This is a genomic window from Blastopirellula marina DSM 3645 (assembly GCF_000153105.1).
GTDB lineage: Bacteria > Planctomycetota > Planctomycetia > Pirellulales > Pirellulaceae > Blastopirellula > Blastopirellula marina.
Genome location: NZ_CH672376.1, coordinates 3,579,680 through 3,604,024, shown reverse-complemented (window position 1 = coordinate 3,604,024; position 24,345 = coordinate 3,579,680). Strand labels below are relative to the sequence as shown.

Sequence of the window (24,345 nt, the reverse complement as noted above, 5' to 3'; positions counted from 1 at the left end):
CACTTCAAACAGTATGGCAAACCGCCGATTTTAGGCGCATTGTGGAGTGATGCCTCTTACCGACTTCGTCGGCCCCGATAGCGGAGCTATCGCGGCCAACCGGACGTGGTTGGGCTAAATAGGACGCCTTCAAAAACGCCCGCCACGGAACTTCTCACTGCATTTCTCCTGCGAATCGAAGTCGTCAAACGCATTTCCCTCGCTTCTGCTAGCGGACTACGACGAACAATCGATCGCCTCGGCTGACAGGAAAGGCATGCTAGCTGTTGTCGCCTTGGCTAGCACTGCTGTACCGCGACTTACCGAAGCGTTACAGCTTCTCACGGGTGGCAAGCTGTGGCGCTTTTCCGGGCAGGAATGGTTGTAGGGCTTGGTCTTCATGTTCCGATGAATCCAAGAAGTCAACGTGCGCGGTCGATTCGTCCATTGGACGTAAAATCCGAAGAAGGGTTTGCTGATGCTTTATTGCATTTTGGGACAGAGACGATCTCTCATCATCGCGCTATTCTTTGCGGCCTGGTTCGCTGGAGCAGCCGATCCCGCGCTCGCTCAGGCTCCGGCGACCGCCGGAGCACGCGAAATTCGCAGCTATTCGGTCGATCCAGAGCGACTGCAGAACCTCTTAGAGGTCTTCCGTCAGCTTTATGCGGAAGAAAAAGGAGCGACCTTCACGTCGGACGCCAAAGGGGGAGCCCTGGTCGTCGCCGCTCCGGAAGAAGTGCAATCGCAAGTCGCGGCCTTTTTAAAGCGCTCCGGCTATCTTCGCGAGGGTAACACGAATGTAGCGCCGGTCCGCGTAGCGACGCCGGTCGAGAACGCTCGCCATCAACAGACTCGCTCGCTCGGCAATGGCCAGGTCGAAGTCGAAGTGAAACTGAGTCAAGCCGATTGGCGTCAGGTCGAAAACCGCACGACGCAGTTGCTGGGGCAACGCCCGCCGGTGGCGCTGACCGCCGAAGGCGCGATTGCGACGCTGACATTGCCGACCCGGACCGATAAAAAGATCGCGATGCAGATCTACCGCAAAGACAACGTGGTCTTGTTGCGCGGCGATGAAGAGGGAGTGAAAGCCTGGTCGCAAGTCGTGCGAGCGATTGACGCGCCGCCGCGCAGTGACGAGTTTCGTACCGATCTGGTGTCGCTCCGCAACGCGAAGCGAGAAGACGTCGCCGAGGCGCTCGCTCCGCTGACCGATACCGAAAACAGCATGGCCAAACGCGAGATCTTCGAGGCGCTGAAGAAAGTCGCCGGCAAGCAACAGCTGCGCTGGAGCGGCGATATGGCGGCGATGATTTTCCAGCCCGGCGAAGCGGCCGATGGCGCCGCCGCCGATGACGCGCAACCGGCGGCCGATCAACCGGCTCCGCAAATGCAGCCCGCCGTCGAAGATCAGGTGACGCTGGGGCCGGATGATGACGCCGGCTTGATTGGGCCGGTGCAAATTGAGTTTTTGGAAGGTCTAGACGTCATCGTGGTCCGTGGGCATCGTCGCGATGTCGAGCGAATCACCCGCATCATCAACGATATCGAACGTTTGAGCGCTGAAACGCAGCCGGTGATCGAAGTTCGTGAACTGCTGCACGCCAATAGCGAAGCGGTCGCCGCGACCATTCTGCAGCTGTACGAAGATCTGCTGCAGACGCGTTATGGTCAGGTAAGCATCACGCCGCTGGGTCGTCCGAACGCGATCTTGCTGATTGGTCGCCAACAGAGCGTGGACGGGATTTTAGATCTGATTGAAAAATTGGATCAACCGGTTGGTCCGGAACGGATGCTGCGTGTTTTCCAACTCAAATACCTCTCCTCCGCCGACGCACAAACGCGAGTGACGGAGTTTTACGCCGAGCCGGTCAATCTCAACCCTCGCGTTCGCTCGACCGCCGACTATCGCAGCAATGCGTTGATCGTGCAGGCAAGCCCGCGGGACATGGCCGAAGTCGAATACTTGATTCGTCAGATCGACGTGCCGGCCGCTGAGTCGACCTTGGAGCTAAAGGTCTTTGAATTGAGAAACTCGCTCGCCGAGGATCTCGCGACCGTGCTGCAAGCGGCGATCTCCGGTACGCCGGCTGCTGGAACCGGCGGACAACAACAGGGGGGCGCCGCCGCGGCTCAAGTTCGCGCAGCGATGCTCTCGTTTATGACGCTCGATTCACGCGAAGGGCAATTGCTGAAGTCCGGAATCTTGACCGACGCTCAGATTACGGCCGATACGCGATCTAACGCGTTGGTCGTCCGCGCTCCCAAGGATAGCATGGATCTGATCGGCGCGTTGATTCAGCGGCTTGACTCTCAACCTTCGGCCGAATCGCAGATCAAAGTTTTCACCATCGTCAACGGCGACGCAACGCAGTTGGCGACCATGTTGGAAACGCTGTTCGGTTTGGATGAAGGAACGACGCAAGGACAGCAGCCGTTTGCAATCGGCGCCGGCGGCGACAACACGCTCGTCCCGATTCGCTTTTCAGTCGACTCGCGCACGAACAGCATCATCGCCTCAGGCCCTGCGTCTAGCTTGGCGGTGGTCGAAGCGATCTTGCTCCGCTTGGATCAAGATGACGTCCAGCAACGACAAATGTTGGTCGTGAGGTTGAAGAACTCGAATGCACTGCTGGTCGCAGAGTCGCTTACCGAATTGTTGCAGACCGAGAGTCAGTTGCAACAGATCGATCCGACGCTGACAAGCTCGTTTCAACAAGTTGCTCGCGAAGTGATCGTGGTTCCGGAAACTTTCAGTAACAGTTTGATCATTACTGCGACTCCCCGTTATTTCAAACAGATCGTGAAGATCGTCGAAGAACTCGACGCTCGTCCTCCGATGGTGTCGATCCAGGTATTGATCGCCGATGTCCGCTTGGGCAAGATCGAAGAACTTGGTTTTGAATTCGGTTTACAAGACTCGCTGTTGTTTGATCGCAGCACCGTTTCAAGCGGGCAGTTGGATCCCGGCTATAACTTTAACAACGCCGCGTTAGGCAATTCTTCCAGCGCTGCGAGTCTGGCCACCGCTAGTGCGGTTGGATCGCAAGGGCTTTCGGACCTAGGTCTGGGGCGAACGAATCCTGCGTTGGGTTATGGGGGCTTTGTCTTCTCAGCCGCCAGTGAATCGGTCAACGTGTTAATCCGCGCCTTGCAGCAGGACAACCGGATGGAGGTGCTCGCCAGGCCGCATGTGATGACGATGGACAATCAACCGGCGTTCATTCAGGTTGGTCAACGCGTGCCGTACATTACGGACACGCAAGTGACTAACCAAGGTACGGTCAACTCGATTACGCTGGAAAATACCGGCGTTATTTTGAACGTGATTCCGCGTATTAGCCCGGACGGAATGGTCGTGATGTACGTACAGGCCGAACGCTCAGAAGTCGGTAACGAAGCGGATGGCATCCCGATCTCGATCAATCAAAACGGCGACGTGATTCGGGCGCCGCGGATTAACACGCAAACCGCGACGACGACGGTCAGCGCACGATCTGGCCAAACGATCGTGCTGGGTGGTTTGATTCAGAAGCGAACGACTGTCGTGTCGCGCCGCGTACCGCTCTTGGGCGATATTCCGGTTGTCGGCTCGCTCTTCCGCTACGATAGCTTTGACGGCGATCGTAGCGAATTGATGATCATTTTGACCCCTACCGTGGTCGACTCGGATCAAGATGTCGAACGCGTTCGCGAGCAGGAAATGAGCCGCATGAGCTGGTGCTTGGCCGACGTTGCCGAAATTTATGGGGCGGAGGCGCTGTATGGCGTCGATCATTCGATTCCGGAAGGAGAGATTCTGGAAATTCATCCCGATAGAGATCCGGCGGCGCCGCGACAAACGCATGAAAAATTGCCCGAAGGCATCCCGGCGCCGATGACGCAGCCAACCGGATCCGGCGTCGCTCCGCCGCTGCAACAGCAGAGTTTTGAGGAGCCTGGCAATGTGAATTTCAACCAGCCGCAGCTTGCTCCGGCCACATTACAGCCTGCCAGTTTTGGGGTGGCGCCGGCCGCCTACAACAGCGCGTCGCTTCCTCGAGAACCGCGGCCTGTTCGCTTGCCTGCGGTTCGCTAAGCAGAGGATTGCACGGAGTCGGATCATCTGCATACACAACGACAGAGTGAGAAAGGGACAAGGATGTTCCAAACTTCAATACGCGTAATGGTCATCGCAGCTTTGGTGATCGTGATCGGCGGCGGCTGCAATACCATCACACGGCGGACTCCACGCCTGCCTTGGCAGGACAAGGATGAGGAGGAATACGGTCCTCCGGCGAAACTCGTGGCGATCTGGAAGGATTCGGTCATGGTCCCGCCGGGACAACGTGCGACGCGTGGATTTGGCGGCCGCGTCTACTTTTATGACGCGACCAATAAGCCAGTTCGGGTCCGCGGCACGTTTACGGTTTACGCATTTGATGATGATGTGAAGGGGAATGGGAACAAGAGCAAGCCGGATCGCAAGTACGTCTTTGAAGAGTGTGATTTGCAGTCGCACTATAGCATGTCGAAAATCGGTCACTCGTATAGTTTTTGGATCCCGTGGGATGCAGTCGGCGGCGAGCAACGCTGCGTGACGCTGGCGCCTTATTTTCAGGCGGCCGAAGGCGCTTTGGTCTCAGGCGAGCAAAGCCGGACAATGCTGTTAGGGCATGTAAAGCCGGAAGATACGTTGCCGCCGGCGGAAGCGATTCCGCAAGGCCCCGTGGCGATATCGTATGACTCCCAGCCCGCTTCGTATGCACCGTTTTCACAGCAACCGCCGCAGCAAGCGACGCCGCAGCCGCAGCCGCAGCCGCAACAGCCGCCGTTGAACCGAGAGCACCTGCGTACGACGACGATTCCGGTGCCGACGACCCTCGAACAGCGACTATTGCTGCAAAACGAAAGCGGCATGGGGCGTCCCGCGGTCCAGCCGCAACAGCCGATCGCGCCGCCGGCGCAACAGCAGCGGAGAAATTTCTACCAGCAGGGAGCATCCCAATACGTCGATCCCCAGTCGGTTCAATCGCGTGCCCCGATCAACGGTCAGGCGTATCAACCGTGGCAACGACTGGGAGCAGGGGGAATGCACTCTGGCGTGAATATTCGAAACTTCCGTCCCGACTTCCACGACGCCAACGAGTTCAGTGAGTATATGGCGACAGGCCGAAAGCCTACTGAGGAAGTAGCTGCGGCGCAACCTGCAGCTCATTTTTCACCAGCGCAACCCCAGGCTCCATCTTCACAAAACGTTCGGCAACAGTTTTCAGGTCCTCAGAATCAACCGTCCCAGTCAACGTGGCCACAGAACCTTCCATCGCAACCTTCACGTTAGGCCAAGGAAGGTTCCGTCGGAGCGAGCGGCCCACGGTCGCGGAGGGGATGGTGGGGTGAGAAAACTTGACGATCAGTCGGGTCGGAATCTGTTTTTGATCGGACCCACCGCCAAAATTTTGGCCAAATCCTTGGTTGCCAAACATCGCGCCCATGCCGCGGGCGAACTGGTTCATCGCTGAATTACTACGAGTAGAATTTGCCGATTGACCCGTCGCCGAAGCGCCAAATGGATTGATCGCGTTGTTTTGCTGCATCTGCAGAGCGGCTGAATCGACAGCGCCGGTCGAGCTTCCAGCGCCAGTTCCTGAACCGCTTGCGGCTCCGCCTGTACCGGTTGAGCCTGACGTTGTGGATTGCGGCGAAATTTGCGTGGCGTTCGAAAAGGAAGACGCACTTTGCGTGATGCCGCTTCCGGCATTGCTGTTCGTGTTGCCAAAGTTGCTAGCGGCTTGTGACAACGTCTGGGCTTGGGTGTAACCGGCCAGTGTCAGTAAGGTCGCAATCGGCAGCGCTGCTGCTAGAATGTTCCGCCGCATATCCGCTAACTCCAAAGAAAGGCCCGCGCCCTGCTATTATCTCGTAATTCGGCGGGTCTGGCAATCGAATTTTGTCTGCGAAATCGGCGACAACCGGGCAAACAGCTCTAGGCACAATATTGTCAGGCATCTTTGTTCATCGACCGGTTGATCACCGGCGCCAGCGACAATTCGCTGGGCCCCTATTTTCTTCTTCGCCGCAAAAATCGGCAACTTCGGGATAGGTTACGAAATCTCAGCGGTGAAACTTTCCGCCGCCTAGTCAAGTAATTGCTTACATACCCCTTCTCAGTGGTCCTGTTTCGCTTGTAACCCCGTTTGCTTGTCTGCAGTAAGGCGTCCAAAAAATGCGTCCATATTTTGCCCGTTCGCTTGTCATCGTCGGATTGTTGCTCTCTGGCGGCGTCCAGTTACACGCAGCTCGTCCTGCCGCGTCCGATATTTTGCCTGACAATACGGTCGTTTACGCTCGATTGTCCAACATTCCGGAAGTGAAGGAAAAGTTTGGGCAGACTTCGATCGGCAGAATGCTGAACGATCCGCAAATGCAGCCGTTTGTCGCCGGCGTGTGGCAAGCGGTGACCGAATCGGTCGCCCAAGTCGAAGACCGGGTCGGCATCAGCCTGGACGAGGTTCTCTCGATCCCCCAAGGCGAGGTCGCTTTTGCCCTGGCGCCGCAAGAAAGCGGTCCGATGGCCTTTATGCTATTGATCGACTTGGGAGACAACCCAACTGCGGCTCGCCGAGCGATGGAGACCGTCGAAGAGCTGGCGACCGGGGACGGCGCGACCCTCGACACCGCGATGTACAAGGGGACGACCATCAACATCATCCGCGGCCGTCGCGGCCCGTTGGCCTACTGCGAACAAGACGAGACCCTGCTGATTTCCAACCGGACCGAGGCGCTGGAAGATCTGATGGAAAACTGGGACGGGCTGCGGGAAAACCCCCTCTCGCAAAGCCAAAAATTCATCACCATCATGTCCAACTCCCGCGGCACCAATGACGAGCCGCCGCAATTGGTTTGGTATGTCGATCCGATCGAAACGGTTCGCACCGTCTCTGCCGGCGGCTCCGGCTCTGGCTACTTGCTGGCGTTTTTGCCGGTGTTGGGGCTCGATGGCGTCAAAGCAATCGGCGGCAGTTTTATCATGGCGACCGAAGACTTCGATTCGATCTCGCACATGCACATCATGCTCGAGCGTCCCCGCACCGGCGTGTTGGCGATGATCGCCCCCGAAAATGCCGACACCCAGCCTGAGATGTGGGTTCCGGCCGATGTGACCAGCTATATGACGGTCAACTGGGACGTTGATAAAACGTACAACGCTCTGGAGAATCTCTACGACAGCATCACCGGCGAAGGGAAGTTGGCCGAAGACATCGATCGGCGTATCAACCAACGCTTGAAGATCGATTTTAAAACCGAGCTCCTCGACAATCTGGAAGGTCGATTCACGCTGGTGCAGTGGTACGAACCGCCGGCCCGCATCAACAGTCAGGGGACCATGCTGGCGGCCAAAGTGCGTGATTCGGCCGCTGCTCGCAAAACGTTGGAAACGATCGTCACTAACTTCTTTGAAGAAAATCTAGGGCTCGACGTCCAGCGGCATGACATCGGAACGGCGACCTATTGGACGTTCATTCCCCCCGATCGTCCGCTGCCGGAAGATATGGACGACGCTCGTCGTCGTCGCATCGAGCGGGCTCGCCAGATGCGTCCTGAACCGACGTTTGGCGTCATGGGCGAATATCTCTTTGTCGCCGATCGCCCCGGCTTGCTGGATCAGGCGATTCGGACGCAAGCGACCGGAGATCGTCGGTTGGCGGATGACCTGAGTTACAAGCTGATGCTCAGCAAATTACAGCGCCAAGCAGGCGAACGAGAAATCAGCATGATCAGCTTTTACAAACCAGAGCAAGCGCTGCGGATGTGGTACGAATTGGCGGAAGCCGATTCAACCAAAGAATTCCTCGGTAGTCGTGCCGAAAAGACCCCGTTTCTCGGCAATCTCAAGCAGCAGATGGAAGCGAATCCGCTTCCCCCGTTCAGCGTCATCTCGAAATACATGGCGCCCAGCGGCGGGATCTGGATCAACGATGAAACCGGAATCCACTACATCGCCTTCCAACTGAAACGAGAGGAAGGGATTTAGGCCGCCGCTACTCGCCTTTAGAGATCAGCCGGCAGACGCTGGGCGCCACGGCCACGGCCTTGCGTGGTGCTGACGCCCAGCTACGCACTATTAAATATCGGCCGGCAGCCGCCGAATTGTGCCGGGGATAACCACTTGATGCGTCTCGGCGCTATGAATTGCGGCGAAGCAAAGCGACAAACCGAACAGATTATCGGCGGCCGAGTGGATCGGCCGCCGATTTTCTTCGATTGCACATAACAATTCTCCCATCGCGCCATGAAACCCGTCGGGGAACCAGCTGCCGATCAACTGCGGCTGAGCGATTCCACCAGCGGTGTAAAGCGTCAGCTCTTGCTCTTTTTCATTAGGGCCGATGCTGAAGATGCTTCCCTGGTCGCCGGCGATATAGGTCCGATCTTGGCGGCCATACATGGTCGCGGCGTCAAACGAGAGCGAAGCCTGAGCATGCTCGTACTCGATGGCTACTTGCGCGCCCAGCGGCGGCATTAGCGTCTGCGTTTTGGTCCGCGTCATCGACGCGAAGACGCGCACCGGCGTCTGACCATTCAGCAAACAGTTGACCATGTCAAACCAATGAATCGCATAGTCGTAAAGCAGCAAGTGTTTGATCGCGGCGAACGGCGTTCCTTCGACCCAGCGATGGTCCCAATGAACCGACATATGGAGCCCATTGATATCTCCCAGCAGACCGCGCCGAACCGCTTCACGCGAATAGCTAAAATGGGGCGCCCAACGCGCGTTTTGATTGACGGCCAGTTTGCGATCGCAACTTTCGGCCAACGCAACCAGGCGTTCGCCAACATCCAGGTCCAGCACGAACGGCTTTTGGCTCAGGACATGCTTTCCCGCTAGGAGCGCCGCTTCGATCAAGCGAGGACGAACCGCCGGATGCGTCGCGATATCGACTACCTGGATGTCGCTGCGGGCCAACAGGTCGCCGGCGTCTTGGTAGACGTCGGCGTCGGGATAATATTCGGCGCGGCGGCGCTCGGCGTTTTCGAGATTGAGATCGCAGAGCGCCAGGACGCGGTAGCCGGCCGCTCGGTAAGCCCGCAGGTGGTCCTTGGTGATTCCGCCGCAGCCGATCAGTCCGATCCCGGGGTGATACGACTGCGGATCTTGCGGGCGATAGGGAAGATCGGGCGCTGCGACGATTTCTTGGGAGTCCGCAGAAACCACCGTTTTTCGTAGTTTTTCAGGAGACACAGGGAAGCTCAACCTTGTAGTTTTTGGATTCCGCAGGATGGATGGTCAGTGGACCGGCCATCACAGGGGCGCGGTTCGTGCATATAACGATAGGGAGCGAAGGCTCAGAAGCAATTGCAGCCGAGTCTTGGGGATGTTGCAAGTGGGACGTAAATCAGGTAGTACTGGAGAATTACGCACCAGCTGCTTGCACTCGGCAACCCACCGGACGTAGGGCGATATACCGCATGAGCGAAGACACGACCAAAGAAACGAACAGGAAGCGAATTCTGTTGGTCGACGATGATAACGAAATCGTCGAGACACTCCGTTATGCACTGGAGTCGCGCGGATACGAGATCATGATTGCCCGCGATGGCAATCAAGGGCTGGCGCTGGTCGAACGAGAGGATCCCGATCTGGTGATCCTCGACATGATGATGCCCAAGCGGAGCGGATTCCTCGTCTTGGAGAAGCTTCGCCAGACGCGTCCGGTCCCGATTCGGGTCATTATGGTGACGGCCAACGAGGGAAGCCGGCACAAAGCGTACGCCGAGATGCTCGGGGTCGACGACTACATTCGGAAGCCGTTCCCGATGGATCGTTTGTTGGATAGCGTCGATCGGCTGTTGAAGTAGTCTGGGCAGAGGAGATTTAGAGCGTTTTCTCGCGCGTCGCTGACTCGATAGGGTGTCTTAAAGAGAGTCTCGGGGCCAAACTGCTCCTCAATTCTTGAGATTTCAAAAAAAATGCGCAGGCGGTTTTCGGCCTCAGAAATGTACGAAAACCATTGTGATTCAACGGCTTTCCAATTCGTTCTATTTTTCACAAAGCCGCCGGTCGTCACAATCCGCAAAAACTTTCTATTGCTACGTATCGACCATCGACCGATACTTGCAAATGAGGGTTAAACGTTATCGGACTCGTGGTGGTAAATGCGTCCGTATAACGAGGTTGTTGTTCCTCAATAGCCCTCGCTCTCTTTCGTCGCGATCTTTTTAAATCTCTGCGCGCCGCTGGGTTCATGTTTTCCTTCAGGAACGTGCATGCGCGTGCGCAAGAGAGAAAAAAGGGATGGGGGTGAGAAAGCGAGACTTGAGTGACATCCGCCTCCCTGATTCATCGCATAGGCGTCAGCGCCTGTTGACGTCGCTTCAATAAATTCTCCGCCCCAGTCGGCTCATGCGCCGATCGACGCATCTTTCGTTTCGGCGAAAGGAAGCAGCTTGGCTGCCGTGGGAGAAGGAGGGTGATTTTCGGATGGCGAAAGGATCAGACATCGTCGCTCTGCTGACAGAGCGACAAAATCTAGAACAGTTCCGTAAGAAGAACTGGCAGGGAAGCTTTCTGGAATATCTCGACCTGGTCGCGGAAAATCCATCGATCGTCCGCAACGCGTTCCAGCGTTGTTACGACATGATCTTGGGGTACGGCGTCGAGCAGTATGAAGAATCTCGCGAGATGCGGACGCACTACCGCTTCTTCGACGATCCGCTCGAAGGAGGTCGTGACGCGATCTTTGGCTTGCGAGATGCGCAGACCTCCCTGGTCAACGCACTGAAGAGCGCCGCAAACGGCTACGGAATCGAGAAACGGGTTCTCTTGCTGCACGGACCTGTCGGCAGCAGCAAGAGCACGATGGCCCGCTTGTTAAAGCGCGGCGTCGAACGCTACTCGTTGCAAGACGAAGGAGCCCTCTATTCGCTCGGTTGGGTGCTTCCCGGTGATGACAACGTTCACTGGTGCCCCATGAACGAAGAGCCGCTCCATTTGATTCCAGACGCCCAGCGAGCCGAAGTCGCCGAGCGTTTCAACGCCGACGCGCCGGCGCTGCGTTACCCGGTCAAAATCACCGGTGATTTATGCCCTTACTGCCGCTTCATGTATAACGAAGCGCTGCAGCAAAAAGGGGGCGACTGGGGAAGCGTGATCAAAGACATCCGCGTCCGGCGGATCTTGCTCAGCGAACAAGATCGCGTCGGCATCGGCACGTTCCAGCCCAAGGACGAGAAGAACCAAGACTCGACCGAACTGACCGGCGATATCAACTATCGCAAGATCGCCGAGTTTGGCACCGACAGCGACCCTCGGGCGTTTAACTTCGACGGAGAGTTTAACGTCGCGAACCGCGGCATTGTCGAATTTATCGAAGTTCTGAAGCTTGACGTCGCGTTTTTGTATGACCTGTTGGGGGCCAGCCAAGAGCACAAGGTCAAACCGAAGAAATTCGCCCAGACCGATATCGACGAGGTGATTCTCGGCCATACGAATGAGCCTGAATATCGCCGGCTGCAAAACAATGAGTTCATGGAGGCGCTGCGCGATCGGACCGTCAAGATCGACGTGCCGTACGTCACGCGGCTGACCGACGAGATCAAGATTTACGAGAAGGACTACAACAGCGAACGCGTCAAAGGCAAACACATTGCTCCGCACACGATCGAAATGGCCGCGATGTGGGCGATTTTGACCCGTTTAGAAGAGCCGAAAAACGCCAACTTGACGCTGATGCAAAAGCTGAAACTGTACGACGGCAAAAGCTTGCCCGGCTTTACCGAAGAGAACGTCAAGGAATTGAAGTCCCAGACCAAGCGGGAGGGGATGCTCGGCATTTCGCCCCGCTATGTGCAGGACAAGATCTCCAACGCGCTGGTGGCGCATCCAGACGCGACGTCGATCAATCCCTTCATGGTGATGAACCAGCTTGAAGCGGGATTGAAAAACCACTCGCTGATTACCAGCGAAGAGCAGCGAGATCACTATCGCGAACTGCTGGAAGTGGTCAAAGAAGAGTACGAGAACATCGTCAAGAACGAAGTTCAACGCGCGATCGCGGCTGACGAAGAAGCGATGCAACGGCTCTGCTCGAACTACATTGACAACGTCAAAGCGTATACGCAGCGTGAAAAGGTCAAAAACAAGTTTACCGGTCAGTACGAAGAGCCGGACGAACGCTTGATGCGGTCGATCGAAGAGAAGATCGATATTCCGGACAGTCGCAAAGACGACTTCCGCCGCGAAATCATGAACTACATCGGCGCTCTTTCGATCGACGGCAAGAGGTTCGATTACAAAACGAATGAGCGTTTGTACAAGGCTTTGCAATTAAAGCTGTTCGAGGATCAGAAGGACTCGATCAAACTGACCAGTCTCGTCTCGAACGTCATCGATCAGGATACCCAAGAGAAAATCGACGTCGTGAAAGGTCGCTTGATTCGTGACTATGGTTACGACGATGAAAGTGCGACCGACGTGTTGAACTTTGTCGCCAGCATTTTTGCTCGCGGAGATGTGAAGAACTAGAGCGGATTCCTGCTAGTTGCCCCATTTTGATTTTACCATGATAGAAAGCGCGGAAGCGGAGACGGTGAGACATGGCGTCCCCGTATCGACATCAGCCGTACGGCGTTAGCCGCGGTTTCTGACAGGAAGTCAGCGAAGACGGAAAATTGAAGACAAGAAACCGCGGCTAACGCCGTGCGGCTGATTTTGTAAGAGATGCCGGAGCGAAACGCGACTATTTGTTCCGCTTGCTGAACAAGCGATCTAGCCGCAGATCCGTGCGAAAGAATCGATGTAGTTTTGCTTCGTCAGCCGAATGGACTGGCGAGAAGGAGCTCTTAGCGTGTCGTTAAAGATCGATCGTGATGCGTCTCGTTTCAAGGAGATTGTGCGGGGACGCATTCGCAGCAACCTCCGGAAATACGTCACGCATGGCGAGATGATCGGCCGTAAGGGGAAAGATCTCGTCAGCATTCCGGTTCCGCAGCTTGACACGCCTCACTTTCGATACGGCAAAAACGAAGGAGGCGTCGGCCAAGGAGAAGGCAAGGTCGGCGATCCAGTGGGACGCGGTTCAGAAGGGGATGGAACCGGCGAAGCGGGTTCCGAACCAGGTCGTCACATGCTGGAGGTCGAAGTCTCTCTCGACGAACTGGCGGCGATGCTCGGCGACGAGCTGGAACTGCCGAAGATTCAGCCCAAGGGAGACGCCAACATTCAGCAAGAGAAGCATCGCTACGACAGCATCAGCAACAATGGGCCCGAGTCGCTACGACATTTTCGCCGCACGTTTGTCAAAGCGCTGCGTCGGCAAATCGCCTCCGGCGGGTACTCGCCAGAGGACCCGATTATCATTCCGATTCGCGAAGATACGCGGTATCGGTCGTCGTCAGTGATCCAACAACCGGAAGCCAACGCTGCGATCATTTACATGATGGATGTGTCCGGCTCAATGACCGACGAGCAAAAGCAGATTGTGCGAACCGAAGCGTTTTGGATCGATACCTGGCTGAAAAGCCAATACAACGGCGTCGAGCGTCGCTACGTGATTCATGACGCCGCAGCCAAGGAAGTAGACGAAAATACCTTTTATCACACGCGGGAAAGCGGCGGCACGCGGATCAGCACCGCCTACAAAACCGCTACCGAGATTATCGACCGCGACTTCCCGTCAAGTCAGTGGAACATCTACTGCTTCCAGTTCTCCGACGGAGACAACTGGGGCGAAGATAACCAGCGTTGCATGCGAATGCTGGAAGAGAAGTTTTTACCCATCTGCAACCTGTTTTGTTATGGCCAAGTCGAAAGCCCTTACGGCAGCGGCGAATACATTCGCTCGCTCGCCGGTCACTTCGGCCGCGGTCACGAGAACTTGATCCTTTCCGAAATCGAAGATCGCGCCGCGATTTACGATTCGATCAAGTCCTTCTTGGGGAAAGGAAAATAGTTCGGTGTTTCAACAAGGAGAAAACGATGGATGACCACTCGCAGCAGCACAAATATCAGGTAAGCGTCGGCCATGCCAGCGTTGTCGTGCAGTCCGCGTCGGCCCACGAAGCGATTCGCGCCGCCCGAGAAAAGCTGTGTCGCGACTTTCCCCGCTTGTGGGACGTGATCGCCAAGCTGGCGGACAGCCGCTTTCAAGTACTCGACCTTTGGCCCGCAACCTAATGGCGATTTCAACCTACAAATCAGCCGCGCGGCGTTAGCCGCGGTTTCTGCGGAGAAAGACAAGACTTACGCCGCCGACGGAAACAAACATCCGGCCAATTAACTGCCAGGAAATTAGAGAAAGCAGACGCAATCATGCCGATTACCAGCCGGACCTTTGCGAATCTTCCCGCGGAGTTGGTCGATGTCCAACTTCAGATGGAAGATTATGCGGCCGGGTATGGGCTCGACTTCTTCCCGACTATTTTTGAGCTGGTCAACGTGGATCAGCTGAACGCGATCGCGGCGTACGGCGGCTTTCCGACGCGCTATCCGCACTGGCGTTTTGGGATGGAGTACGAGAAACTCGCGCGCGGTTATCACTATGGACTGCAGAAGATTTACGAGCTGGTGATCAACAATGATCCCTGCTACGCCTACTTGCTCGCGAGCAACGAATTCGCCGATCACAAGCTGGTCATGGCCCACGTCTATGGACACTGCGACTTTTTCAAATGCAATTATTGGTTCAGTCAAACCAATCGCAAGATGATCGACAACATGGCGAATCACGGCAATCGGATTCGCCGCTACATGGATCGATTTGGGGTCGAAGAGGTCGAAAACTTCATCGACAATTGCCTGAGCATTGAGGACTTGATCGATATTCACTCGCCGTTTATTCGGCGCTACGCTCCGGACGAGCAAAACCAATTCAAGTCGCCGACCGACTCGGCGGAAGCGGATCTTCCCCAGTCGCGGCGGCTCCCGGCCAAAGGGTACATGGATTCGTTTATCAATCCGACGTCGCGCGGCGGAGAAGATCCGCTGGCGACGAGCGAAGCGAAAGCGGTCCAAGCGCCCGCCGAGCCGATGAAAGACGTGATGCTGTTTTTGCTGCAGTTTGCGCCGCTCAAACAATGGCAACTGGACGTCCTCTCGATCATTCGTGATGAAGCGTATTACTTCGCGCCGCAAGGTCAGACGAAGATCATGAACGAAGGCTGGGCCACCTATTGGCACTCGACCATCATGACCCGGCATGGGCTCAACGCGTCGGAGGTGATCAGTTACGCCGACCATACCTCCGGCACTTTGGCGACCAGTCCCACGCGGTTGAATCCCTACAAACTGGGTTTAGAACTGCTGCGTGATGTCGAAGATCGTTGGAACCGCGGCTGTTTCGGCTCGGAGTACGATGACTGCGACGACATGCGTGCGCGAGCCGAATGGGACAAACAGCTGGGGCTGGGTCGCGAGAAGATTTTCGAGGTCCGCAAGGTACATAACGACTTAACGTTTATCGACGAGTTTTTGACGCTCGAGTTTTGTCAGCAGAACAAGCTGTTTCAGTTTGGCTACAACAAGCAAGCGGACTACTACGAGATCGAAAGCCGCGCGTTTCCGCAGGTCAAACAGCAATTGCTGCAGAGCCTGACGAATATGGGACGGCCTGAGATTTATGTCAAAGACGGCAACTACAAAAATCGAAACGAACTTTATCTGCAGCATCGGTTCCAAGGAGTGGAGCTGAAGTTAAATTACGCGCATGACACGCTCAAAAACTTGTACGCGCTCTGGCGTCGACCGGTCCATATTGAGACCGCCTTGGACGAACATGTCGCGATTATCTCGTTCGATGGAACGAACCACGAAATCAAAAAAACAGAAGAGAAAGCGATCGTTCCGGCCCAGTAGCGGGACCCGCGCGATCCGCAGGAAAGAAACCATCATGAACAAATCGATTCAACAACAACTTGACGGGCACGGAACCGCGCCCCACGATCTGGAGATCCAATTACCCAACGGTCAGCTCCGTCTGAAAGAAGCGTCGGTCGAAGCGGTCGGCGTATCGACAAGCGGCGCTGAATATACGCCGAACCAACAGTGGGACGTGCGAGGAGCAGCCGGGCAGAGCTTGGCCGGCAAGATCAAAGATCGCGTCACCTATCTGCTGGAACCGCTGGAAGTGATCGAAACGGAGGCGGAGTCGGTTTTGATCCGTTCTCGGCAGCCGCACCAAGTCGAAGGCCAACGATCCTACTACGAAGGGTGGGCCAAGCCGGCTGGATTCGATCTGAAGCGTTACGCCGCCGCTCCCAAAGAAGCGCGAAAGCCAGCGCCGCTGCGCTTGACGCGCGACATCGTCGAGCGCCTGGCCAGCGATCTCGACTCCATTTCGACCGATTAACTGGCGCGCCGATTAGTCTGGGATTATTCGATCTACTTCTGAAGCGTAGTCCCATTTGCTACGATTGTGGATGTCGTCTTTCTTGACCGCATCCATTTTCTTCGTAAAGCTGTTCTCGCATGAGTCACGGACGCCCCCAGCAAACGCCTCCTCCGCCTCCTTCGATTATCCCGACCGAAGGCTGGCATTGTGCCCATTACTACTATTCGTTTGATCGCGCGCTGCTAAATGCGTTTGACGCGGAAGAAATTGGTGCCGGACGCGCCGAACTGTCGCAGATACTCAGCGGCGAAGGCGAGGGCGCTCCCGAGCGGATTCAGGTTTCGATCGTCAGCGGACACAAAGCCGATTTTGGCGTCATGCTGATGGATCCCAATCCGCTGGTCGTCGATTCGGTCCATCAATCGATCATGGCTTCGACCCTCGGGCCGGCGATTCAGCCCACTTATTCGTTCGTCTCGCTCTCCGAAGTTTCGGAATACGTTCCGTCGGTCGAGCAATATGGCGAACGGCTGATCCGTGACGGCGAAGAGGCCGGCAGCGAAACCTTTGAAGCGAAGCTCAACGCTTATCGCCAGCGCGAGCCGATGATGCGCAAGCAGCGCTTGACGCCGGAGTTTCCCCAATGGCCGGCGACCTGTTTTTATCCGATGAATAAGAAACGGAAGGTCGGAGAGAACTGGTTCACCATGCCGTTCGCCGAGCGCAACAGTCTGATGGCCGAACATGCGCAAAGCGGCATGCAGTTCGCCGGACGCGTTTCGCAGTTGATCACGGTCAGCGTCGGGCTCGACGATTGGGAATGGGGCGTGACCCTCTGGGCGCGGAATCCCGAGTACCTGAAAGAGATCGTCTATAAAATGCGATTTGACGAAGCGAGCGCTCGTTACGCCGAGTTTGGTCCGTTCTATACCAGCTACATCAGCACGGCCGCCGAAATGCTGGATCACTGTCGAATCCAATAACGTTTCTCGGTTGCAGGCAAATGCCATGGCCAAAGACAATCGGCCTCTCCGACTAGGCGACATCGCCCGACCTGAATTGGGCGCCGGAGAGGCCAATCCGTTTGCGGAGAACACGGGCCCGCCGCCTGAGGACGAGCCCAAATTTGCCGAAGGCGAAACCTATCGCGTTGGCGACTATGAAACGACGGTAGGACATCGCGGCGGCTTTTTGCTGCTCATTGGATTAGCCGCGATTTGCTCGTCGCTGGGCCTGTTGACGATGGCCTATTTCTACGTGGACGACCGAGAACTGCTGCTGTTGATGCAGCCCTTTGTGGCGCTGTTGTTTGGTCTGCCGTCGTGGTTGTTGGGACGAAACGACTTGCGAGCGATGCAACTAGGAGCGATGGAGCAGGGGGGGCAAGTGAAAACCCGCATCGCGATGGTTTGCGGAATGATCGCCACCGCAAGCGTGGCGATCCTGTTCCTCTGGTTCATTTTTGCAATGTTCGCCAGCCGATTGGGGATCAAGATCTAGAAAACGCCATTGCTGTAGGGTGGGTGAAGCAAGCACGATCGACTTCCCTACACTTATTGCGCGTCAATCGCTTGCGCAACCCACCATGAAGTGACTTCGCAATCTGGTGGGTTACGTAAACGATTCTTGTGATTCGAGAATCGCGAATCAACTCCGTTTACTTCACCCACCCTGCTTCTAGGACGCGCCAACCTTCGGGCTACGAAGAGATGTCGCAGCCTCACTACTCGGCGGCGGTGTCCTCTTTGGGCGACTCTTCCGTTGTTTCCGATTGGTCCGCCGCCGGTTTTTCCGTTTCTTGCTTCTCCGTTGCAGCCGCTGGTTTCTCCATCGGCTTCTCTTCTTCGGCCTTGGGCATCGGCATCGGCTTTTCGATCGGCTGTGGATCGGCCTCATCGATCGGCGGCTTGGCGTCAGCCGGCTTTTTGAATTTGGGGACGAAGAAAACGCGCACTTTGGTTCCTTCGGCCGGAATTCGGTCGGTGAACGCTTCGAAGTTGAGGGTTGCGTTCTCTTGGCTGCTTTCGATCGGCAAATCGAGGGTGGCCGTCATAAAATTGCTGACGCAAATCAAATCGCCCCCTTCGGCCGTATAGACTTTTTCACCGGTCCGCTCGTCGGTCCACAAGTAGCTGCCGGCGAAAACCCAGTTGGTGTCGAGAGTATCATCGGTGCCTGACTTGCGGACCCAGTCTCGGGCGTTGGCGATTTGCGTCTTGCCCTGGTCATCTTTCCACTGGACGTAGATTGCGATTTCTTCGCCGGTCGCCGGCTTGAACTCGGGCGAGAACTTCACCGGCGTCCCCTGCTTGGCGCCGATCGCGATGAGACCGGCGTGCACCATCATCGCTTTGACCGGCAGCGAGACGATCGACTCATGCTCTTTGGTCCCTTGCAGACAAGCGAACATCTCCAGCGTCCCTTTGCGGAGACAGATTTCGCCGTCGGCAATCACCATTTTTCGGCCGCGATCGAACCAAATGGGATGCTGATCCGACAATTTACGGACCTGCGATTTCTCTGGCGTCTTCTTCTCGGCCGGGGGAGCGTCGGTTTGTGCGCCAGCGACGGAAACAATGCCGCTAAATACGAGACAAATTGCCGCGATTCGGAAGGTAGGCATCACAGGACCCCATTTTCTGACGTGAGGGGGAAGGCAATCAAATATCACACTGTTAAGATAGTGCCGTTCCGCGTTTCGGTCTACGTCGAGCTATATTTCGTTTCCCGGTTCAATAGACGCAGAGAAAAGAATGATTCAGTCAACCGCATCGACGCATTCGATGGGCGCCGCCTCGGAAGATTCTGGGGCGGAGAGCAAGAAATGGGCGATCTGCGCCCCGAAATTTCGCCGCCGATGCAAACTCGACGACTGGACGAGCTGGGCGACGTATCTGTCCGAGCGGAAGTTGCCGACTCCGTTGCAAGAGCTCGTTTCGGGCAAGAAAGAATCGCCGCTCAGCTGGGCCTTTCTGCCGGATGAATCAATCGATGGTCGCACGTTCGTTTGGATTGAGCAGCTGAGCAAAGTTGCGCGCGGCAAACAGGTCAAAATTGATTGGCAGGTGACCGCCGACCAGTGGCTCTCCTTGGCCGGAAAACGGGCCAACGAACGGAATCTCGCTTTGGAGATGATCGCGTGGACGCACGCTTTGCCGCAGTTGACCGCGGCGCTCAGCGAGTCGACCTGGTGGAGCATGCTCACCCAGCTTTATCAATCGGCGCAAGACGCGCTCGCGGCGAATTTTGACGATCATCTACCGGAGCAGTTTTTAGCAGGCGAACTGCCGCTGACGTTGGCGTATCAATTTCCGGAGATCCTACCGTGCGCCGAACTGGCCAAGCTAGGAGCCGCCGTGATCAGCGACGGGATCGATAACTTGCTTGACGGCGAAGGGATGCCGACAAGTCAAAACCTTCCCAGCTTTCGCGCTTTGCTCGCTTGTTGGACGAGATCGTTCGTGCTGGGCAAAGAGATCAAAGGCGCCAAATTCCACAAAGACGCCGCCGCTCAATATTCGTGGGCCGTTCGCCAAGGGATTCGAGTCACGCGCGGCGATGGCAGTCAGCTGTTCGCCGACGGCGTTGCGAGCCGATACTCCAAGCATCTGTTTCAAACGGCGCTGGAGCTGGATGGGGATGAGGAAGATGCTCGCATCGCCGAGTTCGCTTTGCCTGGCAAAGCGAACAAAGAGAATGTCGCCGAGTGGTCTCTGTCTGAGTCCGCTTATGAATCGGAGTGGAGCCAACTAGCGATCTTGCGGACCGATTGGTCGCGTCGCTGCCCACGCTTGGCGATCGATTACGCGGGCGACGACGTGAAGATCGAGCTGGAATCGGAAGGCGAGATTCTAGCCGCCGGCCTTTGGAAGCCGCAGATCTCGTTGGATGGCCAGCAACTCGATTGTCATGACAGCTGGACGCAAGTCGGCTGGCTGACCGATGACGACGGCGATTATCTCGAGCTGGAGGTTGAGCTGACCGGCGGCCATCGCTTGCAACGCATCTTCTTTCTCGCGCGCGAAGATCAGTATCTGCTGGTCGCTGATGCGATTGTCCTGAAAGATCATGCAGGCCGGATCGACTACGAGATCGCACCGCCGTTTGTCGCCGATATTGAATCGATCGCAGCCGGCGAAACGTGCGAAATGGAAATCAAAAAAGGACGCGGTTGGGCCCGCATCTTGCCGCTTGGATTGCCGGAATGGCGCATCGACAGCAGTCGTGGTCGGTTGGAGCGCGAAAGCGATCAGATCTCGCTGCAAATGCATACGCAAGGGAAGTCGCTCTACGCGCCGCTGCTGTTCGACCTGAAGCGAAGTCGCCGCTTGCGTCCGTTTACCTGGCGGCAGTTGACCATTGCCGAAAACTTGGAGATTCAGTCGCGGGAAGTCGCGGTTGGTTTCCGTTTTCAGCTGCACCACGAAAACTGGATGCTCTATCGCTCGTTTACCGACAAGGCGAATCGGACGATCATGGGGGTCAACCTGACTTCCGAATGCATGATCGCGCGGTTTGACGGCGATGAGGGAGTCAATCGAATCTTAGAAATTGAGCACTCCGATTCCGAGTGACGCGAGACCCGGCATGCAAACGGCCCAGCGAGAGCGTTTGGCGGAAAATCTTGCGGAGGTTCGCGGCAAAATCGCGGCCGCTGCGGATCGCGCCGGTCGATCCAGCGATGATGTGCGGCTGATCGCCGTCACCAAGTATGTCGACTTGGAGACGACCGAGGCGCTCTTCGAGTTAGGGTGCTGCGATCTCGGCGAGAGTCGTCCTCAGCAGTTATGGGCACGCGCCGAGCAATTCGCCGCGCGACCCGTTCGCTGGCACATGATCGGCCATCTGCAGACCAACAAAGCGAAACGGACCGCGCCGGTTCTCTCGTGGCTACATGCCGGCGACAGTTTGCGATTGCTGAAAGCGGTGGACGCCGCCGCGACGGCTGATCGCCGCGTTCAGGCGCTGCTGGAAATCAACATCTCAGGCGACGCGGCCAAACATGGAATCGCCCCCGACGATGCGCCCCGCGTTTTGGAGGAAGCGGCGAAACTTCCGCACCTAGAAATCCGGGGGCTGATGGGCATGGCGGCTCTCGCAGGCGGCGTCGACGTCGCCCGGGCCAATTTTGCGGCGCTGCGAGAGCTACGCGATCGCTTGGCGGCGGATGCTCCCGACAATATCGAGCTGACGGAACTCTCGATGGGCATGAGCGGCGACTACCAAGCGGCGATTGAAGAAGGCGCGACGATGGTTCGCGTCGGTTCTTCGCTCTTCGAGGGAATCGAGCGGTGATCGAATTGCAAGTGCACGACGGCGGCGTCATCTTGCCGGTCCGCGCTTTGCCGGGCTCGAAAAAGAACGAAATCCGGGGAGAGCAGCAGGGAGCGCTCAAAGTTTCGGTGACCGCCGCTCCCGAAGATGGCAAAGCGAACAAGGCGATCGTCGAGCTATTGGCCAAAAAACTTGTGCTGCGGAAGTCGCAGTTAGAAATCATTGCAGGCCATACGCATCGCCAGAAACGCGTGTTGGTCGGCGATATCGTACTGGCCCAGCTGCAAGCCAAGATCGACGCGGTTCTCGCGAGCGGTTAACAAAAACAGGGCGAGCCGACATGCGACTCGCCCCGTTGAATGGCTGCGGCGACGATTTGACGTCGGGCCCCTATTTTTCGAGGGCGTCGTCAATCGCTTTCTTGAATTCCGCGACGATATCAATGTTGAATTCTTCGTCGGGGATTTCATTCTCGTCCGCGATGGTTTTCATTTCACCGACAAAGCTTTTCAGCTCTTCGTCGGTCAGCGGGCTACGCATTTCCCATTTGCCGTTCGCGTCTTTGGTCGCGATCTTCTCCATCGCCGGATCGAGTTGTTCCGAGGTGATTTTGTCTTCAAACATGCCGTGGGCGACTCGGTTCAGTTGTTTTTTCGCGTCGGCTTTCTCTTCGTCCGACAGCCCCGACTTTTTGATGTAGAGCGTCTCGACCACGATGACCGGAATAGCCGAGATCACCGGCGATTTGCTGATGTTCGTCCCAATTTGCTCGAGTTGTTCTTGTGTGATTTCGCCGCTGGCGGCGCCGTTGGCCAAGCGGTCGATCTGCTCTTTCATGCCGACCTTCTGTTCTTCGGATAGATCGGTTTCGTCAATTAATTGATGCCCGACGCCTTTGGCGAAATAGGCGAGGATGGGGCCCCGATTCATAAACAGGTAAACCCCGCCGGCACAGAAGACGGCGAAGATCAGCAGCACGGCGATCAAGCACCCGAGCAGGATCTTCGATGCTCCGCCGCCGCTTTTTTTAGGTTCGTTTCCTGTCGCCACGTTGTGTCTCCCTGAAGTCTTGGTTGTGTTGGGGCAAGAGTGCTTTGCTGTTTAATTCGCCGTGAAGGACCGAATCTTTGTCGCAATTTTCAAATCATAGCACTTTATTGGGGGCAGATTGTAGCAGGATCTGACTTCATTTTGCAGAAATAGTCGGAGAAACGTACGCCGTCCGTCGCGCATGAAAAAAGCCGTGTTCTGATCAACACGGCTTCGTGGTTGCTTGCAGCTGGACGAAATCGCTAGTCGAGGTTGTACTCGATCTTCAGGATTTTCAGCTCGTAAGTCCCCTTAGGAGCTTCGATCGGGACGACGTCGCCGACCTTGTGACCGAGCAAGCTTTGGGCCATCGGGCTGTCGATGAGGATCTTGTTGTTCATGAAATCCTCTTCGCCGTTGCCGACCAGCGTGTAGGTGTCTTCTTCATCCATATCGAGATCTTCGACCGTGATCGTCGCGAAGAAGCCGACCACCGATTGATCGATCGAAGCCGGGTCGATGATGTAGGCGCGAGACAACTTCGACTTGATCGCGTGGATCTTCGCCTGGATCATGCCCTGCGTTTCGCGTGCGCCGTGATATTCGGCGTTTTCTTTGAGGTCGCCTTCTTCGCGCGCCGTGGCGATTTTCTCGGTGATGCGCGGCATTTCGACCGACTCAAGATGGTCGAGATCCGCCTTGAGCTTGTCAAAGCCTTTTCTCGACATCGGATTACGATCTGCCATGCTCGACATTGGAACTCTCCCGCGGTTCAAAAAAAATGCGACCCTCACAAAGGATGGTCGCCGCTCGATTCAAGTTGTTACTATTATCCGCCGTTCTGCGCGAAGTGTAAAGAGAGCTTCACCTAATCGACCGGCAGGCCTGTATTTTAGCAGCAACGGAGACGCTAGGCCCTATAAATTCCCTGAGTTCCGGCTCTTTCAGCCCCAGGGACGCTTTAATCCCCAGGAGGCAAGTAGAGCATTGCTCCACAAGACGAACAATAGACAATGCGGCCCATTTTCAGGTCTTGAAACGCTTGAGGACGCATCGAGACGTAGCACTGACCGCACTCTTCGCCGTCGACAGCCGCCAACGCGTCTTCGCCGCGGGCTTTGGTCAGTCGCTGATAGTCGGCTCTCAGTTCGGCCGGAAGTCGCGGTTCGACCTCGGCGAGCTCGGCTTGGGCTTTGGCTACTTGGCCTTCCAGATCTTCACGTTCCAGATCTGCAGCCGCTTGAACCTTCTTCAACTCTTCTTCGCTGGCGGCGACATTCAGCTTTTCGCTTTCGGCATGCGCCGTCAGCTGATCAATCTTATCCAGCGCTTCGAGGACTTCATCCGCCAGTACGCTGTTGGCCATCTCCGCCGCCGCGATCTGATCCTTCAGGATCTGATACTCTTCATTCCCCTTCGCGGCGTTCATTTTACCCTGCGTAACCTCGATCTTCGCTTCACCTTCTTTGAGCTGTAGCTGTTTGCGATCGGCGGTCATCTTGGTCTTTTGAATCGCCTCTTTCGTGGTCGCCAAATTGCTTTCGATGGCGGCCAGCTTTTGGCGCGCCATCGATACTCTGGCGGGGCCACGCTTCAGACGCGTTCTCAGTTCCGAGAGCTGCTGGTGGATGCGATGGAGTCGCGCCAGCGTTTCGCCATATTCATGAGCCGACATTGACGTAAACCTCGCCCGAGTAATGAAATCATACTCCTCAATGTTAGCACTCCCCCCAAAGTCCGAATACCGGAGCGCGCA

The 24,345-nt window shown here is 56.3% G+C and carries 19 protein-coding genes; 13 read left to right on the top strand and 6 right to left on the bottom strand.

Annotation, left to right across the window (positions count from 1 at the left end; all coding sequences use genetic code 11):
• The first annotated feature begins 457 nt into the window (after window positions 1-457).
• Entirely contained in the window at window positions 458-4,057 is a 3,600-nt protein-coding gene (locus tag DSM3645_RS16410; protein ID WP_002653359.1) for a secretin N-terminal domain-containing protein, read from the top strand.
• A gap of 1,081 nt (window positions 4,058-5,138) precedes the next feature.
• On the opposite strand, the gene DSM3645_RS31830 is transcribed toward DSM3645_RS16410, so the two are convergent.
• Complete coding sequence (locus tag DSM3645_RS31830) at window positions 5,139-5,282, bottom strand: BON domain-containing protein (protein ID WP_390072412.1); 144 nt, start codon at window positions 5,280-5,282, stop codon at window positions 5,139-5,141.
• 902 nt (window positions 5,283-6,184) lie between these two features.
• Between DSM3645_RS31830 and DSM3645_RS16395 the strand changes: the two genes are divergently transcribed.
• Window positions 6,185-7,993: a DUF3352 domain-containing protein gene (locus DSM3645_RS16395; protein ID WP_002653355.1), complete on the top strand. Its 1,809-nt coding sequence runs from the start codon at window positions 6,185-6,187 to the stop codon at window positions 7,991-7,993.
• Between the two features lie 90 nt (window positions 7,994-8,083).
• On the opposite strand, the gene DSM3645_RS16390 is transcribed toward DSM3645_RS16395, so the two are convergent.
• Window positions 8,084-9,202 (bottom strand): Gfo/Idh/MocA family protein, encoded by a 1,119-nt coding sequence (locus DSM3645_RS16390; protein WP_002653354.1) that lies wholly within the window; start codon window positions 9,200-9,202, stop codon window positions 8,084-8,086.
• A gap of 227 nt (window positions 9,203-9,429) precedes the next feature.
• Between DSM3645_RS16390 and DSM3645_RS16385 the strand changes: the two genes are divergently transcribed.
• The 8 genes from DSM3645_RS16385 to DSM3645_RS16350 all read left to right on the top strand — a co-directional run bounded on the left by DSM3645_RS16385 (window position 9,430) and on the right by DSM3645_RS16350 (window position 17,786).
• The gene (locus tag DSM3645_RS16385; RefSeq protein WP_002653353.1) at window positions 9,430-9,819 is read left to right on the top strand and encodes a response regulator transcription factor; all 390 of its coding nucleotides are present in this window, start codon (window positions 9,430-9,432) and stop codon (window positions 9,817-9,819) included.
• Between the two features lie 622 nt (window positions 9,820-10,441).
• On the top strand, window positions 10,442-12,484 hold the full coding sequence (locus tag DSM3645_RS16380; RefSeq protein ID WP_040351899.1) for a PrkA family serine protein kinase: 2,043 nt from the start codon (window positions 10,442-10,444) through the stop codon (window positions 12,482-12,484).
• Window positions 12,485-12,806: 322 nt separating this feature from the next.
• Window positions 12,807-13,910 carry a DUF444 family protein gene (locus DSM3645_RS16375; RefSeq protein WP_040352703.1) on the top strand — a complete coding sequence of 368 codons (1,104 nt, stop codon included), beginning with the start codon at window positions 12,807-12,809 and terminating at the stop codon, window positions 13,908-13,910.
• Between the two features lie 26 nt (window positions 13,911-13,936).
• The gene (locus DSM3645_RS16370; protein WP_002653349.1) at window positions 13,937-14,134 is read left to right on the top strand and encodes a hypothetical protein; all 198 of its coding nucleotides are present in this window, start codon (window positions 13,937-13,939) and stop codon (window positions 14,132-14,134) included.
• A gap of 135 nt (window positions 14,135-14,269) precedes the next feature.
• The gene (locus DSM3645_RS16365; protein ID WP_002653348.1) at window positions 14,270-15,811 is read left to right on the top strand and encodes a SpoVR family protein; all 1,542 of its coding nucleotides are present in this window, start codon (window positions 14,270-14,272) and stop codon (window positions 15,809-15,811) included.
• A 34-nt stretch (window positions 15,812-15,845) separates the two neighbouring features.
• On the top strand, window positions 15,846-16,304 hold the full coding sequence (locus DSM3645_RS16360; protein WP_002653347.1) for a hypothetical protein: 459 nt from the start codon (window positions 15,846-15,848) through the stop codon (window positions 16,302-16,304).
• 119 nt (window positions 16,305-16,423) lie between these two features.
• Window positions 16,424-17,269, top strand: a complete 846-nt coding sequence (gene hemQ, locus DSM3645_RS16355) for a hydrogen peroxide-dependent heme synthase (protein ID WP_002653346.1) — start codon at window positions 16,424-16,426, stop codon at window positions 17,267-17,269.
• Window positions 17,270-17,294: 25 nt separating this feature from the next.
• Window positions 17,295-17,786 carry a hypothetical protein gene (locus DSM3645_RS16350; RefSeq protein ID WP_002653345.1) on the top strand — a complete coding sequence of 164 codons (492 nt, stop codon included), beginning with the start codon at window positions 17,295-17,297 and terminating at the stop codon, window positions 17,784-17,786.
• A 223-nt stretch (window positions 17,787-18,009) separates the two neighbouring features.
• Here DSM3645_RS16350 and DSM3645_RS28495 read toward each other — a convergent pair whose 3' ends face one another.
• Window positions 18,010-18,909 carry a YdjY domain-containing protein gene (locus DSM3645_RS28495; RefSeq protein WP_002653344.1) on the bottom strand — a complete coding sequence of 300 codons (900 nt, stop codon included), beginning with the start codon at window positions 18,907-18,909 and terminating at the stop codon, window positions 18,010-18,012.
• Between the two features lie 130 nt (window positions 18,910-19,039).
• Between DSM3645_RS28495 and DSM3645_RS16340 the strand changes: the two genes are divergently transcribed.
• Genes DSM3645_RS16340 through DSM3645_RS16330 form a run of 3 tightly spaced genes read left to right on the top strand, consistent with a single transcriptional unit; the run spans window position 19,040 to window position 21,880 of the window.
• Window positions 19,040-20,860 carry a hypothetical protein gene (locus DSM3645_RS16340; RefSeq protein WP_002653343.1) on the top strand — a complete coding sequence of 607 codons (1,821 nt, stop codon included), beginning with the start codon at window positions 19,040-19,042 and terminating at the stop codon, window positions 20,858-20,860.
• Window positions 20,838-21,581, top strand: a complete 744-nt coding sequence (locus DSM3645_RS16335) for a YggS family pyridoxal phosphate-dependent enzyme (protein ID WP_237564833.1) — start codon at window positions 20,838-20,840, stop codon at window positions 21,579-21,581. The genes DSM3645_RS16340 and DSM3645_RS16335 overlap by 23 nt, the downstream gene beginning before the upstream one ends.
• On the top strand, window positions 21,578-21,880 hold the full coding sequence (locus DSM3645_RS16330; RefSeq protein ID WP_002653341.1) for a DUF167 domain-containing protein: 303 nt from the start codon (window positions 21,578-21,580) through the stop codon (window positions 21,878-21,880). Before DSM3645_RS16335 ends, DSM3645_RS16330 begins: the two co-directional genes overlap by 4 nt.
• 70 nt (window positions 21,881-21,950) lie before the next feature.
• On the opposite strand, the gene DSM3645_RS16325 is transcribed toward DSM3645_RS16330, so the two are convergent.
• From DSM3645_RS16325 to DSM3645_RS16315, 3 genes are all read right to left on the bottom strand, one after another.
• Window positions 21,951-22,610 carry a hypothetical protein gene (locus DSM3645_RS16325; RefSeq protein ID WP_002653340.1) on the bottom strand — a complete coding sequence of 220 codons (660 nt, stop codon included), beginning with the start codon at window positions 22,608-22,610 and terminating at the stop codon, window positions 21,951-21,953.
• A 242-nt stretch (window positions 22,611-22,852) separates the two neighbouring features.
• Window positions 22,853-23,335: a transcription elongation factor GreA gene (gene greA, locus DSM3645_RS16320; RefSeq protein WP_040352701.1), complete on the bottom strand. Its 483-nt coding sequence runs from the start codon at window positions 23,333-23,335 to the stop codon at window positions 22,853-22,855.
• Between the two features lie 215 nt (window positions 23,336-23,550).
• Complete coding sequence (locus tag DSM3645_RS16315) at window positions 23,551-24,264, bottom strand: zinc ribbon domain-containing protein (RefSeq protein WP_002653338.1); 714 nt, start codon at window positions 24,262-24,264, stop codon at window positions 23,551-23,553.
• Window positions 24,265-24,345 lie beyond the last annotated feature (81 nt).

Coding starts and splice junctions, on each gene's coding strand:
- DSM3645_RS16350 (WP_002653345.1), top strand. CDS start 17,295: ATGGCCAAAGACAATCGGCCTCTCCGACTAGGCGACATCGCCCGACCT.
- DSM3645_RS16315 (WP_002653338.1), bottom strand. CDS start 24,264: ATGTCGGCTCATGAATATGGCGAAACGCTGGCGCGACTCCATCGCATC.
- DSM3645_RS31830 (WP_390072412.1), bottom strand. CDS start 5,282: ATGGAAGGTTCTGTGGCCACGTTGACTGGGACGGTTGATTCTGAGGAC.
- DSM3645_RS16410 (WP_002653359.1), top strand. CDS start 458: ATGCTTTATTGCATTTTGGGACAGAGACGATCTCTCATCATCGCGCTA.
- DSM3645_RS16380 (WP_040351899.1), top strand. CDS start 10,442: ATGGCGAAAGGATCAGACATCGTCGCTCTGCTGACAGAGCGACAAAAT.
- DSM3645_RS16360 (WP_002653347.1), top strand. CDS start 15,846: ATGAACAAATCGATTCAACAACAACTTGACGGGCACGGAACCGCGCCC.
- DSM3645_RS16385 (WP_002653353.1), top strand. CDS start 9,430: ATGAGCGAAGACACGACCAAAGAAACGAACAGGAAGCGAATTCTGTTG.
- DSM3645_RS16340 (WP_002653343.1), top strand. CDS start 19,040: ATGATTCAGTCAACCGCATCGACGCATTCGATGGGCGCCGCCTCGGAA.
- hemQ (WP_002653346.1), top strand. CDS start 16,424: ATGAGTCACGGACGCCCCCAGCAAACGCCTCCTCCGCCTCCTTCGATT.
- greA (WP_040352701.1), bottom strand. CDS start 23,335: ATGGCAGATCGTAATCCGATGTCGAGAAAAGGCTTTGACAAGCTCAAG.
- DSM3645_RS28495 (WP_002653344.1), bottom strand. CDS start 18,909: ATGCCTACCTTCCGAATCGCGGCAATTTGTCTCGTATTTAGCGGCATT.
- DSM3645_RS16395 (WP_002653355.1), top strand. CDS start 6,185: ATGCGTCCATATTTTGCCCGTTCGCTTGTCATCGTCGGATTGTTGCTC.
- DSM3645_RS16370 (WP_002653349.1), top strand. CDS start 13,937: ATGGATGACCACTCGCAGCAGCACAAATATCAGGTAAGCGTCGGCCAT.
- DSM3645_RS16365 (WP_002653348.1), top strand. CDS start 14,270: ATGCCGATTACCAGCCGGACCTTTGCGAATCTTCCCGCGGAGTTGGTC.